The sequence below is a fragment of the Microbacterium yannicii PS01 genome (genome assembly GCF_000304335.1).
GTDB classification, from domain to species: Bacteria; Actinomycetota; Actinomycetes; order Actinomycetales; family Microbacteriaceae; genus Microbacterium; species Microbacterium yannicii_A.
In genome coordinates this window covers 1-12,973 of sequence record NZ_CAJF01000041.1, presented here as the reverse complement: position 1 = coordinate 12,973, position 12,973 = coordinate 1, and the positions used below count along the sequence as shown (strand labels likewise).

Annotated in this window: 10 protein-coding genes and 1 other RNA gene; 7 read left to right on the top strand and 4 right to left on the bottom strand. The window is 69.9% G+C overall.

The features are described from left to right. Window positions 1–4 precede the first annotated feature (4 nt). Both WYM_RS17280 and rnpB read left to right on the top strand, forming a co-directional pair. Window positions 5–1,732: a bifunctional 3'-5' exonuclease/DNA polymerase gene (locus tag WYM_RS17280; protein WP_019182104.1), complete on the top strand. Its 1,728-nt coding sequence runs from the start codon at window positions 5–7 to the stop codon at window positions 1,730–1,732. A gap of 46 nt (window positions 1,733–1,778) precedes the next feature. Continuing rightward, window positions 1,779–2,147: RNase P RNA component class A (gene rnpB / locus WYM_RS21270), an RNA gene on the top strand. 22 nt (window positions 2,148–2,169) lie between these two features. On the opposite strand, the gene ppgK is transcribed toward rnpB, so the two are convergent. After that, window positions 2,170–2,934 (bottom strand): polyphosphate--glucose phosphotransferase, encoded by a 765-nt coding sequence (ppgK, locus tag WYM_RS17275; RefSeq protein WP_019182103.1) that lies wholly within the window; start codon window positions 2,932–2,934, stop codon window positions 2,170–2,172. 98 nt (window positions 2,935–3,032) lie between these two features. On the opposite strand from ppgK, the gene WYM_RS17270 reads away from it, so the two are divergent. Genes WYM_RS17270 through WYM_RS17260 form a run of 3 tightly spaced genes read left to right on the top strand, consistent with a single transcriptional unit; the run spans window position 3,033 to window position 7,664 of the window. Continuing rightward, a complete protein-coding gene (locus WYM_RS17270; protein WP_019182102.1) occupies window positions 3,033–3,257 on the top strand; it encodes a hypothetical protein in 225 nt (74 codons plus the stop codon). 53 nt (window positions 3,258–3,310) lie between these two features. Beyond that, window positions 3,311–4,648: a type I glutamate--ammonia ligase gene (gene glnA / locus WYM_RS17265; protein WP_019182101.1), complete on the top strand. Its 1,338-nt coding sequence runs from the start codon at window positions 3,311–3,313 to the stop codon at window positions 4,646–4,648. Window positions 4,649–4,661: 13 nt separating this feature from the next. Next, entirely contained in the window at window positions 4,662–7,664 is a 3,003-nt protein-coding gene (locus WYM_RS17260) for a bifunctional [glutamine synthetase] adenylyltransferase/[glutamine synthetase]-adenylyl-L-tyrosine phosphorylase (protein WP_019182100.1), read from the top strand. Window positions 7,665–7,754: 90 nt separating this feature from the next. Here WYM_RS17260 and glnA (WYM_RS17255) read toward each other — a convergent pair whose 3' ends face one another. Further along, a complete protein-coding gene (glnA, locus tag WYM_RS17255; RefSeq protein ID WP_019182099.1) occupies window positions 7,755–9,179 on the bottom strand; it encodes a type I glutamate--ammonia ligase in 1,425 nt (474 codons plus the stop codon). A 135-nt stretch (window positions 9,180–9,314) separates the two neighbouring features. Between glnA (WYM_RS17255) and WYM_RS17250 the strand changes: the two genes are divergently transcribed. Continuing rightward, window positions 9,315–9,707 carry an RDD family protein gene (locus WYM_RS17250; RefSeq protein ID WP_019182098.1) on the top strand — a complete coding sequence of 131 codons (393 nt, stop codon included), beginning with the start codon at window positions 9,315–9,317 and terminating at the stop codon, window positions 9,705–9,707. 24 nt (window positions 9,708–9,731) lie between these two features. On the opposite strand, the gene WYM_RS17245 is transcribed toward WYM_RS17250, so the two are convergent. Beyond that, window positions 9,732–10,442 carry a DUF4191 family protein gene (locus WYM_RS17245; protein WP_019182097.1) on the bottom strand — a complete coding sequence of 237 codons (711 nt, stop codon included), beginning with the start codon at window positions 10,440–10,442 and terminating at the stop codon, window positions 9,732–9,734. A gap of 123 nt (window positions 10,443–10,565) precedes the next feature. On the opposite strand from WYM_RS17245, the gene WYM_RS17240 reads away from it, so the two are divergent. Continuing rightward, entirely contained in the window at window positions 10,566–11,867 is a 1,302-nt protein-coding gene (locus WYM_RS17240) for a hypothetical protein (protein WP_157525334.1), read from the top strand. A gap of 19 nt (window positions 11,868–11,886) precedes the next feature. Here the strand turns inward: WYM_RS17240 and sucB are convergent. Beyond that, window positions 11,887–12,973 (bottom strand): 2-oxoglutarate dehydrogenase, E2 component, dihydrolipoamide succinyltransferase (gene sucB, locus WYM_RS17235; RefSeq protein ID WP_019182095.1); only part of this gene is annotated, 1,087 nt, incomplete at its 5' end.

Below are 12,973 nucleotides of genomic sequence, written 5' to 3'. Positions count from 1 at the left end.
TGCCGTGGACGCGGCTGAACCCCCGGCCTGGATCGTCCTCGGACGCACCACCAACGGCGCGCTCGCCGTTCACCTCGACCCCGCGGGAGCCGAGCTCGAACGGCACCGCGTGGCGGCATCCGATCTGGCCCCCTGGGTCGAGCGCGCCGAGTCCACATGGTCGCCCCGCTGGGTGTGGCACGACACCCCGCAGTGGTACACCGCTCTGCTGGAGTCCGGGGTACGGGTCGCTCGCTGTCATGACCTGCGGCTCTGCCATCTGATCCTCGCCGGTTCGGCGCTCGTCGCCGGTGATGCAGCTGTCCGCGCGGCAAGAGCGTGGGACGTCGTGGCCTTCGTCGAGCCCGATGACGCAGCGCCGGCGCTGTTCGATCTCGAGGATCCGACTTCACCCGTCGGTCCGCCGGCGGATGTGGACGAGGCCATCGCGGAGTTCTCCCGTCAGCGGGAGGCGATCGCCACCGCTGCCGATCCGGGCAGGCTGCGGCTGCTGACGGCTGCCGAGTCGGCCGGTGCCCTGGTGGCCGCCGAGCTGCGCGCGGCGGGCCTGCCCTGGGATGCCGCCGCGCATGACCGCATCCTGACCGAGGTGCTGGGGGAGCGCACTCCCGGCGCGCAGCCCGCCAAGCTCGCAGACGCGGCGACGCGCGTGCGCACAGCGCTCGGCGACCCGGCAGCGAGCCTCGATTCGCAGCCGAAGCTGCTGCGGTCCCTGCACCGCGTCGGCGTCCTGGTCGAATCCACCAGCCGGTGGGAGCTCGCCCGGCAGCGTCATCCGGTGGTGGAACCGCTGCTCGAGTACAAGAAGATGTCGCGTCTGCTGTCGGCCAACGGGTGGGCGTGGCTGGACGAGTGGGTGCACGAGGGCCGGTTCCGGCCGGTCTACGTCCCCGGCGGGGTGGTGACCGGACGCTGGGCGTCGTCGGGTGGGGGCGCGCTCCAGATCCCCCGCCAGCTGCGCGAGGCGGTGACGGCCGATCCCGGCTTCGTGCTGGTCGTCGCCGACGTCGCCCAGCTGGAGCCGCGCGTGCTCGCGGCGATGTCGGGCGACGAGGCGCTGGCCGACGCGGCGCGCGGGCGCGACCTCTACGCCGGCATCGTCGACAGCGGCGCCGTGGCCACTCGTGCCGAAGCCAAGGTCGCGATGCTGGGCGCGATGTACGGCGCCACGACCGGGGAGTCCGGGCGTCTCGTGCCGCGCCTGCGCCGGGCGTACCCGCGCGCCATGGACCTCGTGGACGCCGCCGCCCGAACCGGCGAGGACGGCGGTGACGTGTCGACCTGGCTGGGTCGCACCTCGCCTCGGCCGGGAGGGGAATGGAGCCGGGCGCAGTCCCGCGCCACCGAGGCCGAGGCATCGGGTGCCGAAGAGACGCGCGCGCGGCGCTGGGCGCGCGACCGTGGCCGGTTCACCCGCAACTTCATCGTCCAGGGCACGGCAGCCGAATGGGCGCTGGCGTGGCTCGCAGATCTGCGGACGCGCCTGCACGCCCTTCCGCTCGTCGCCGCCGACCGCTCGGCACCGAGATCCGGTCCCGCGTTCGCGCGCCAGGCTCATCTGGCGTTCTTCCTCCATGACGAGGTCATCGTGCACGCTCCGCAGGAGCATGCCGAAGCCGCTGCTGAGGCGGTGAGGGATGCCGCGGCCACCGCGGGACGGATCCTGTTCGGCGCGTTCCCCCTCGACTTCCCACTCGACGTGCGCATCACCCGCACAGCCCTCAAGGACTGATCTCGGACTGCGCGCTCAGGCCGCCGGGATAGACTCGCCGAGCGAATGGGTCGGCTGGACGGTCGCGTCGCGGGCGGCTCGCCGCACGCGCCGAGGAACGTCCGGGCTCCACAGGGCAGGGCGGTGGGTAACACCCACCCGGAGTGATCCGCGAGACAGTGCCACAGAGAGCAGACCGCCCCGACCTCGGTCGGGGTAAGGGTGAAAGGGTGGTGTAAGAGACCACCGGGGTCGCGGTGACGCGACCCGCACGGTAAACCTCGCCCGGAGCAAGGCCAGACAGGGGATGCTGACGCGGCTCGCCGAGTCCCCGGGTAGGCCGCTGGAGCGGCACGGCAACGTGTCGCCGAGAGAGATGACCGTCCACGGGGCTTCGGCCCCCGGACAGAACCCGGCGTACAGGCCGGCCCATTCGCCCTCTCGCGCGCGGTGCCTCGTCAGTCGCGGGCGAGCGCTGCCGCCCCGATGATCCCCGCGTTGTTGCGGTGGACCGCCGGCACGATCGGTGTCTTCAGGTCGAGCAGGTGCAGGAACTTGTCGGCGTGCTTCGAGACGCCACCGCCGACCACGAAGAGGTCGGGGCTGAAGAGGAACTCGATGTAGCTGTAGTACCACTGCAGTCGCGCCGCCCAGTCCTCCCACGACAGCTCCAGTCGCTCCATCGCCGAGTAGGCGGCGTACGCCTCGGCGTCCTTGCCGTGCTTGGCCCGCTGGACATGGCCCAGCTCGGAATTCGGGACGAGGACGCCGTTGTACAGCAGGGCCGACCCGATGCCGGTGCCGAGCGTGGTGAGGATCGTGAGACCCGCCTGGTCCTTCGCCGCGCCGTACCGCACCTCGGCGATGCCGGCGACGTCGGCGTCGTTGGCGAAGTGGATGTCGCGGCCCAGGCCGTCCTCGAAGAACTTCTCAGCCTCGAAGTCGATCCACTCCTCCGACACGTTGGCCGCCGACAGCGTGCGCCCGTTCTTGACGATGGCCGGGAAGGCGACTCCGAGCGGAACCGAGTCGTCGTCGCCGACTCCGAGCGTGGAGAGCACCTCCGAGACGGCCTTCAGGACGTCCGGCGGCCGCGCACCCTCCGGCGTGGAGACCTTGACACGGTCGCTGACCAGTTGACCCCGATCGAGATCGACGATGCCTGCTTTGATCCCGGTGCCGCCGATGTCGACGCCGACGGCGCGTGCCACGTGAGATGCCATGGCCTCAGCCTAGCCAGAGTCCGTCATGGCCCCTTCGGCGAGACTCGCGTCACTAGGATCGGACCTGACGGAGAGCAGCCCGATCCCAGGAGTGCACGATGACGAGCGACAGCGAGAAGTACTGGTTCAACCTGAAGACCGGAGAGGTCGAGAAGGGCTTCGAATCGCCCGCGATCGATCGTGCCGGGCCTTTCGACACGCCTGAGGAGGCGGCGAAGGCGCCCGAGGTCCTCAGGGAGCGCTCGCGCGCATGGGCTGAGGACGAGGCGCGGGACGATGCCTGGGGGAGCGGCGTGTCGGGAGACGCGCGCGACGACCAGTAGTCTGGCATCGGCCGCGCGGGCCGCCCAGCGGAGCGGGCACCGGAGAGGATGCGATGGACAAGCAGCGTGACTTCGTTCTGAGGACGATCGAGGAACGGGGCGTCAAGTTCGTCCGTCTGTGGTTCACGGATGTCATCGGCACGCTGAAGTCCGTCGCGATCGCGCCGGCCGAGGTCGAGGGCGCCTTCAGCGAGGGCCTGGGCTTCGACGGTTCGGCGATCGAGGGCCTGACCCGCTCGTACGAGTCGGATCTGCTGGCGCACCCCGACCCCACCACGTTCCAGACCCTGCCGTGGCGCGGCGAGATCGACCCGACCGCGCGCATGTTCTGCGACATCACGACTCCCGACGGTCAGCCGGCGGTCGCCGACCCCCGGCACGTGCTCAAGCGCACGCTGGCGAAGGCAGCCGACGCCGGCTTCACCTTCTACACCCACCCCGAGATCGAGTTCTACCTGCTCAAGTCCTCGTCGTTCGGCGCCGAGGGTCCCGAGCCGGTCGACTCGGCCGGCTACTTCGACAACGTGCCCGGCGGCACGGCGCACGATTTCCGGCGTCGCTCGGTGCGCATGCTGGAAGACCTGGGCATCTCGGTCGAGTTCAGCCACCACGAGGGCGGGCCCGGGCAGAACGAGATCGATCTGCGCTACGCCGACGCTCTGGCCACGGCCGACAACATCATGACGTTCCGCACCGTCATCAAAGAGGTCGCGATCGAGCAGGGGGTCTACGCGACCTTCATGCCCAAGCCCCTGACGGGCAAGCCCGGAAGCGGCATGCACACGCACATGTCGCTGTTCGAGGGCGACGTCAACGCGTTCTACGAAGAAGGCGCGCAGTACCAGCTGTCGAAGGTCGGCCGACAGTTCATCGCGGGACTGCTCCGCCACGCGAACGAGATCGCCGCGGTCACGAACCAGTTCGTCAACTCCTACAAGCGGCTGTGGGGCGGCGACGAGGCCCCGAGCTTCATCTGCTGGGGCCACAACAACCGGTCCGCGCTGGTGCGCGTCCCGCTGTACAAGCCGAACAAGGGCCAGTCCTCGCGCGTGGAGTACCGTGCCCTGGATTCCGCCGCGAACCCGTACCTGTCCTTCGCGCTCATGCTGGCCGCCGGCCTCAAGGGCATCGAGAACGAGTACGAGCTGCCGCCGGAGGCCGAAGACAACGTCTGGTCGCTCACCGACGCCGAGCGACGCGCCCTCGGGTACGCCCCGCTGCCGGCGAGCCTCGATCACGCGCTGGAGTACATGGAGGAGTCCGAGCTCGTGGCCGAGACACTCGGCGAGCAGGTCTTCAACTACGTGCTGCTCAACAAGCGCCGCGAGTGGCAGGACTACCGCTCGCAGGTGACGCCGTTCGAGCTCAAGAACAACCTCGAGATGCTCTGACCTCGGCCGACGCATGTCCGCGAGCGAACGGTCCGGCTCCCTCACCCCTCTCGCGCGGCTCGGTTTCAGCCGGCTCGCCGAGGCCGATGCCTTCCTCCGCGAGCTGAGCGACGAGGCGGGTGTTCCGCGCGAGGCCGCGCTCGAAGGAGCGGCCTACGCCGCCGACCCCGACGAGGCACTGGGCGCCGTCACCCGCCTGGCACGGCGGGACGCCGGAGCCGTCCGTCGCGTGCAGGAGCAGGCACAGGGCTGGCGGGCGCTGTGGGCGCTTCTCGGGGCCTCGACGGGGTTCGGCGACTTCTTCGCTCGGCATCCCGCGGAGGTCGCCGAACTCCAGCATGCCGGGCTCAGCCTGCCGTCCGATCATGAGATGCGGGCGACCCTCCTCGAGTCGGTGGGCGCCATCGACGGGTTCGCCTCCGAGGGGACCGAGGCTGCCTGGGTCGCGCTGCGTGTGCGGTATCGGCGGGTGCTGGCGCGCATCGCCGCCTACGATCTGCTGAGCGCATCGCCGGTGGACGAGATCGCCTCGGTGACGGCACGGCTGGCGGATGCCGCCGGCGCTGCCCTCGAGGCCTCGCTCGCCGTCGCGCGCACCCGTGTGTCGGGAGGCGCCGCCGGCGCCGGACTCTTCCCCCGGGAGCAGGTGGCCGCAACCCGGCTCGCCATCATCGGGATGGGCAAGACCGGAGCGCGGGAGCTCAACTACGTCAGCGACGTGGACGTCATCTTTGCCGCCGGCGCCGACGACGCGGTGCTGGAGGAGCTCGGCGAGAGTCGCGTCGTCGACATCGCCACCCGCCTCGCCGTCCAGACCATGCGCGGCATCTCGGGAGTCGAGATCGAACCGCCGCTGTGGGAGGTCGATGCCAATCTGCGCCCCGAAGGAAAGCAGGGCGCGCTCGTGCGAACGCTGGACTCGCATGTGGCGTACTACGAACGCTGGGCGAAGAGCTGGGAGTTCCAGGCGCTTCTGAAGGCCCGTCCCATCGCGGGGGACGAGCAGCTCGGCGCGTCGTACATCGATGCCGTGCAGCCGAAGGTCTGGACGAGCGCCGCCCGGGAGAACTTCGTCGACAGCGTGCAGCGCATGCGTGAACGGGTCACCGAGCACATTCCGGCTGCGGAGGTGCCTCACCAGATCAAGCTGGGTCCGGGTGGGATCCGCGACATCGAGTTCACGGTCCAGCTGCTTCAGCTGGTGCACGGCCTGTCGGACGAGGGCATCCGCCAGCGCGGCACGCTCGCCGCGCTGGACGCGCTCGTCACCGAGGGCTACATCGGCCGCTCCGAGGCATCCGCGTTCTCGCGTGACTACCGGGTGCTGCGCCTGCTGGAGCACCGGGTGCAGCTGCGGCAGCTGCGACGCACCCACCTCATGCCCTCGCGTCCAGAAGACCTGCGGGTTCTGGCTCGATCGTCCGGTCTCTCCGATACGGGCGACGGCGTCTGGCAGCTGTGGGAATCGGTCAAGCGCGAGGTCCGCGACATCCATGTCCGCCTGTTCTACCGGCCGCTGCTCTCCGCCGTCGCCGCCCTGCCCGCCGATGAGCGCGTGCTCTCGACAGAGCAGGCGCACGACCGGTTGACGGCGATCGGCTTCTCCGATCCGGCGGGCGCGCTGCGCCATATCGCGGCGCTCACCAGCGGTCTCAGCCGCAAGGCGACCATCCAGCGTCATCTCATGCCCGTCATGATCCGCTGGTTCGCCGACGGGGTGGATCCGGACTACGGGCTGCTCGCGTTCCGGCGCCTCAGCGAGCGGCTGGGCGACACTCACTGGTTCCTGCGGATGCTGCGCGACTCCTCCGGCGCGGCCGAAAGCCTCTCGCGCGTGCTCTCGGGCTCGCGGTACGTCGGCGAGCTCATGGAGTGGATCCCCGAGTCCGCCGCCTGGCTGGACGACCCGGCGCTGCTGCGACCACGTTCGGGCGTGGCCCTGCAGGACGAGGCGCGGGCGATCCAGATGCGTCATGACACGGTCGTCGAGGCCATGCGCGCCGTCCGCGCGCTCCGGCGCCGCGAGCAGCTTCGCACCGCGATGGCCGCGATCCTGGGCACGATCACGATCGAAGAGGTCGCAGCCGCTCTGACGACGATCACCGACGTCACGATCCAGGCGACGCTGCGTGCGGTACGCCGTGAGGTGGTGCCTGCCGAGGCGGCCGATCTGGACTTCTCCGTGATCGCCATGGGGCGGTTCGGAGGCGCCGAGATCGGGTTCGGGTCGGACGCGGACGTCATGTACGTCTACCGGGCGAACGGAGTCGACCCGCAGCGGGCACAGGAGCTCGCCGTCAAACTCGTGTCGGCGCTGCGGACGTACTCCGAGGACCACCGCGTTCCGCTCGAGCTGGATGCCGACCTGCGCCCCGAGGGACGCAACGGCCCGATCGCGCGCTCTCTCGACGCGTACGAGGAGTACTACCGCCGGTGGGCGCTTCCGTGGGAGGCTCAGGCCCTCCTTCGCGCGCGCGGCGTGGCCGGCAGCAGCAAGCTCATCGACGCCTTCACGCAGCTCGCCGATCGGATGCGCTATCCCGAGACCGTCGAGCTCGCCTCCGTTCGCGAGATCAAGCGCATCAAGGCCCGCGTCGAGTCCGAACGACTGCCCCAGGGCGTCGATCCGTCACGGCACCTGAAGCTCGGCCCCGGATCGCTCAGCGATGTGGAATGGCTCGTGCAGCTCCTTCAGCTCCAGCACGCGCACCGCGTCCCGGGGATGAGGACGACCTCGACGCTCGACGCGCTTCGCGCCGCTCAAGAGGCGGAGTTGATCCCGTCAGGCGCCGCCGACCGGCTCGCCGAGGCATGGCGGCTGGCCAGCCGCCTCCGCTCGGCGAACACGCTGCTCTCGGGAAAGACGAGCGACGTCCTGCCGGTCGACCGCAGCAAGCTCGACGGCATCGGGCGGCTTCTCGAGTATCCGCCGCGATCGGCGACGCAGGTGGAGGAGGACTATCTCGGCACGACGCGTCGCGCTCGTCGAGTGTTCGAGAAGCTCTTCTACGGGTGAGGGATGCCGCGTGCCGCGGCGGCGCGCACCGGCATCCTGACCGCACGCAAAGGGCCCCGGTCACCCGGGGCCCCTGTGGTGCGAGAACGATCAGACGCTGAAGTACAGCTCGTACTCGAACGGGTGCGGACGGGCGTTGAGCGGCTGGATCTCGTTCTCGATCTTGTACTCGATCCAGGTCTCGATCAGCTCGGGCGTGAACACGTTGCCGCGGGTGAGGAACTCGTGGTCTGCACGCAGAGCCTCGAGCGAGTCCAGCAGCGAGTTCGGCACCTGCGGGATGTTCTTGGCCTCCTCGGGCGGGAGCTCGTAGAGGTCCTTGTCGACCGGCTCGTGCGGCTCGATGCGGTTGATGATGCCGTCGATGCCGGCCATCAGCTGCGCGGCGAACGCGAGGTACGGGTTGCCCGATGCGTCCGGAGCCCGGAATTCGATGCGCTTGGCCTTCGGATTCGAGCCCGTGATCGGGATGCGGACGGCGGCCGAACGGTTGCCCGCCGAGTACACCAGGTTGACCGGAGCCTCGTAGCCCTTGACCAGGCGCTTGTACGAGTTGAGCGTCGGGTTCGTGAACGCCAGCACCGCCGGAGCGTGCGCGAGCAGGCCGCCGATGTACCACCGGGCGGTGTCCGACAGCTGTGCGTAGCCCTTCTCGTCGAAGAAGAGGGGCTTGCCCTCGAGCCACAGCGACTGGTGCGTGTGCATGCCCGAGCCGTTGTCGCCGAAGAGGGGCTTGGGCATGAAGGTGGCGACCTTGCCCCACTCGAGCGCGGTGTTCTTGACGATGTACTTGAACTTCAGGATGTCGTCAGCCGCGTGCACCATGGTGTCGAAGCGGTAGTTGATCTCAGCCTGGCCGCCCGTGCCCACCTCGTGGTGCGAGCGCTCGAGGTGCAGTCCCGACTCGATGAGCTTCAGCGAGATGTCATCGCGGAGGTCGGCCTGCTTGTCGACGGGCGAGACGGGGAAGTAGCCGCCCTTGTACGGGGTCTTGTTCGCGAGGTTGCCGCCCTCTTCGACACGGCCGCTGTTCCATGCGCCCTCTTCGGAGTCCACGAAGTAGAAGCTCTGGTTCTGCTTCACGTCGTAGCGGACGTCGTCGAAGATGTAGAACTCCGCCTCGGGGGCGAAGAACGCGGTGTCGGCGATACCCGTCGACGCGAGGTACTTCTCGGCCTTCTTCGCGACCTGGCGCGGGTCCTTGCCGTAGATCTCGCCGGTGCGCGGGTTGTAGATGTCGAAGACCATGATGAGCGTCTTCGCCTCGCGGAACGGGTCGAGGTAGGCGGTCGTGACATCCGGGATCAGCTGCATGTCCGACTCGTGGATGTTCGCGAAGCCCCGGATCGAGGAGCCGTCGAACAGCTGGCCGACGGTGAAGAACTCCTCGTCGACGGTGGCTGCCGGAATGTTGAAGTGCTGCTGCACGCCAGGAAGATCCGTGAACCGGATGTCGAGGAACTTCACGTCCTCGTCCTTGATGTACGTCAGCACCTCGGAAGAATCTTTGAACATTGAGGCTCCAGAGGTAGGGCATTCGGGATGACCCGCGTGGGACGCGGACTTCCTGTGCACGGTACCCGGAGGGGATTGCCCGGCAGTGTCACCTATGTTTCCGGCATGTTACGGACGCCTGGATACGCTGGTGGGGTGACCCAGAGTGCGCAGAGCTTTCCCGGAGAGCGCCTCGGCCTGCCCCGCGACGGATCGGGGTCGATCGGCCGGCTCGGCCGCCGCGTCGGCGCCCTGTTCGTCGACTACGGCGCCGCCTATCTCATCTCGGGCTTCTTCGGCTGGGATCCGCTGGCGATCCTCGCCATCTTCGCGGCGATCCAGATCGTGTTCCTGCCCACTCTGCAGGGCAGCCCCGGTCACCGGCTCTTCGGCCTGCGGCTGGCGCGCCTCGACGGCGCGTGGGTCGGGCTCTGGCGTCCGGTGCTCCGCACGATCCTGTTGATCGTCGTCATCCCCGCCGTCATCTGGGACGCCGACCAGCGGGGACTGCACGACAAGGCCGCCGGCACCGTGCTGGTTCGCTCCTGACACCCGCGGTGGCGGGAGGCAGGATCAGCGAGGACGGGGCGCGCGCACCTTGGTCGGGTCGATGCCCTTCGGGATGGGCAGCGAGGTGAGCGACTGCGACACCGAGTCGATGCGCTTGATGACGGCCGCCATCGTCGAGCGATCGATCTTCTTCGGCAGCGCCTTGATGGTCGAGGCCAGCTTGGCGATCGGCACCTCGTCGTCGCCGTGACCGACGTACAGCACCGTGACCGGCACTCCCGAGGCGACGCGCTGCACCTTCGACCGCTCGTCGTTCACCAGCCGCGTGAGACGACCGCGCGCGCCTTCGCCGATGATCACGACACCGCCGCGTCCGACGGCCCGATAGACCGCCTCCTGCGTCTTCGGGTTGATGCCGACCGGCATCTCGCTCGCAGCCCAGCGGCGGCCGAGCGAGGTGGAGAGCACGTGGCCGGTCGCGCCCGGCATCCCGTCGATCTTCTTGTACATCGCGCGCGTCGACAGCCGGGTCATCGTCATGAGCGAACCCAGGATGCCGAGCATGAGGCCTGTGATTCCCCACAGGATGACGCTCCAGGCGGCGACGGGCGGGATCGCGAAGCCGACGCCCACGCCGATGCCGATGCCCAGCAGCAGGATGCCGACGAGCAGGAACGGAAGCCAGCGGAACTCCTTCTGCGTGAAGGTGTACAGGGTGCGGATCTGCGCGAAGAAGCCAGGGCGCTTCTCGGGTGCGGTACTGCGGGCGGCCATGCCTCCAGCCTACCTTTCAGGACGCCGCGCCTCGGTTCCTCCCCAGGCTCTGGCGCCGGCTGTTCGCCCACAGCTTTCGCGGGCGCGACCGATCCGCGCGCGGGCGCCGTCGAGACTGACGATGTGACTGCCGAAGACGGATCGTTGAGGTCGCCGTATCGCGCGGTGCGCACGGTGCGGGCCCCCGATGACGGCCCGTGGCCAGGCGTGCTCGTGCGCACCGCGACCGGTGACACCCGGGTGCTCGTGGACACGGCCGTTCTGAGCGCCGACTGGAGCGGGTGGGATGCCGCACCGGGCGGTCATGTTCTCGCACCCCTCGATCTGGTTCGCCGGATCGACGGGCACGATGTGGTGCTGCCGGTGCTGACCGAGCCGCTCGAGACGTTCTTGCATCGCCGGGCGGGTCGCGCGCCACTGAGCACCGGCGAGGCGCTGACTCTGGCGGTGAGCGTGCTGCGCGGATGCGCCGAGCTCTCCGCGACTCCAGATCTCACGGGGGAGTGGTGGCTCGACGATGGCGGCCGCCCAGTTCTGGCCACCGACGTCTCGCCCCGGTCCGCGCGACAGGCAGGTGCGGAAGCACTGGGCACCGTGCTGCTCGAGGGGCGGGCGGGCCGGGCGTGGGATGCCGCGGTCCGCGCGATCGCGGCGGAGCGGCTGTCGATCCGTGAGCTGCTCGAGGCAGAGGATGCGTTGTTCGATGTGACATCACCCGAGCCGCTCGCGACGATGACGCTGAGCCCGCGCGGCGCAGCCGGTGCCGCGCCCGCCTCACGAGACGGCTCGCCGGCGACGGTCGCCGATCCGCAGCGCCCGAGCTGGCAGTCGCTCATCGGCCACGTGGACGGCGATCTCGCCGACACGGTATCGCGCGTGACGACCGGCCTCTGGCGTCGCGCACGCACGAGGCCATCTCGCCGGCGCACGCCCTGGATCGTCGGCGGGGCCGTGGCGGCGGCGATTCTCGCGGGCGGGGTGCTGTGGCCGGCCGCGGGCGACGAGGTGGGCGACACCGGCACGGCGCCGGTCCCATCGGCGACCGGCGGGGAGGCGGCGGCACCTGCCGAGCCGAGCAGCGCGGCCCCGGAAGAGCACGGCGCGGAAGACACGCACGCCGAGCCGAGGGAGACGCCGGATCTGGCCGCTGTCGGGGTCGCGCTGCTCGACGCCCGCGTGGCATGCGGTGGCGACGGTGCCTGCATCGCGGGAGTCGTAGCCGATCCGACGAGGTCACTCGCAGGCGGCGCGATCGACCTGCCGCCGGCGGACCGGACGGTGACGCTCCTGGACGATTTCGGGGATGTGGCGGTGCTGCGGGTGGACGCGACCGGCGCCTCTCTGCCCTCTCAGCTCGCCGTCCTCATCCGCTCGGACGAGAAATGGCTGCTGCGCGACGTCCATGACGTCGCGCAGCAGCCATGATCCGGCCCGCCGGAGCGGATCAGATGCCGAGCTGGCCCTGGAAGTCCGCCGCCTCGAGCCGCGCCTTGACCGCCCCGAGGAAGCGCGCGGCATCCGCGCCGTCGATGATGCGGTGATCGTAGGAGAGCGCCAGGTACACGTAGGAGCGCACCGAGATCGCGTCCTTGCCGTCCACGGCCACCACACCGGGCTTCTTGACGACGGCACCGAGACCCAGGATGGCCGACTGCGGCAGGAACACGATCGGCGTGTCGAACAGCGCGCCACGCGACCCGGTGTTCGTCAGCGTGAAGGTGCCGCCGGCGAGCTCGTCGGGCTTGAGCTTGTTGTCGCGGGTTCGGGCGGCGAGGTCGGCGATCTCACGCGCGAACTGCGCGAGAGTCTTGCCGCCGGCGTCTTTCACGACAGGCGTGAGGAGGCCGCGCTCGGTGTCGACCGCGATCGAGATGTTCTCGCTCGCGGGGTAGACGATGTCGCTGCCGTCGACGGTCGCGTTGATGATCGGGAACGCCTGCAGCGCCTCGACCGCCGCGACAGCGAAGAACGGCAGGAACGACAGCTTGTCGCCGGTCTTCGCCTGGAAGTCGGCCTTGACCGCATCGCGATAGGCGGACAGCTTCGTGACATCGACTTCGACGACCGTCGTGAGCTGGGCCGTGGCCTGCATCGACGCGACGGCACGCTCGGCGATCACCTTCCGCAGGCGCGACATCGGCTGGGTCGTGCCGCGCAGCGGCGACACCTCGAGAGGTACCGCCGTCGGTGCCGACGCCGCGGCCGGCGCGGGCGCAGGAGCAGAGGCGGCCTCGGCCGCCTTGAGGACGTCTTCCTTGCGGATACGCCCGCCGACGCCCGTTCCCTTGACGGTGGCGAGATCGACGCCCTGCTGCTGAGCGAGACGGCGGACGAGCGGCGTCACGTAGGCGATGCCGTCCGAGTCGTCGCTCGCGGCGGGCGCCGCTGCCGGGGCGGCGGGTGCCGGAGCCGGGGCGGGAGCGGGTGCGGGAGCTGCAGCGGGGGCGGGAGCAGCTGCGGGAGCCGGCGCGGGCTCAGCCGCCGGCGCGGGCTCTGCCGCCGGCGTAGGCTCTGCCGCCGGCGCGGGCTCT

What these genes read in the sequence shown, in the direction of transcription:
- WYM_RS17260 (WP_019182100.1), top strand. Translation starts at nt 4,662, where the DNA reads ATGTCCGCGAGCGAACGGTCCGGCTCCCTCACCCCTCTCGCGCGGCTC.
- glnA (WP_019182101.1), top strand. Translation starts at nt 3,311, where the DNA reads ATGGACAAGCAGCGTGACTTCGTTCTGAGGACGATCGAGGAACGGGGC.
- glnA (WP_019182099.1), bottom strand. Translation starts at nt 9,179, where the DNA reads ATGTTCAAAGATTCTTCCGAGGTGCTGACGTACATCAAGGACGAGGAC.
- ppgK (WP_019182103.1), bottom strand. Translation starts at nt 2,934, where the DNA reads ATGGCATCTCACGTGGCACGCGCCGTCGGCGTCGACATCGGCGGCACC.
- WYM_RS17245 (WP_019182097.1), bottom strand. Translation starts at nt 10,442, where the DNA reads ATGGCCGCCCGCAGTACCGCACCCGAGAAGCGCCCTGGCTTCTTCGCG.
- WYM_RS17270 (WP_019182102.1), top strand. Translation starts at nt 3,033, where the DNA reads ATGACGAGCGACAGCGAGAAGTACTGGTTCAACCTGAAGACCGGAGAG.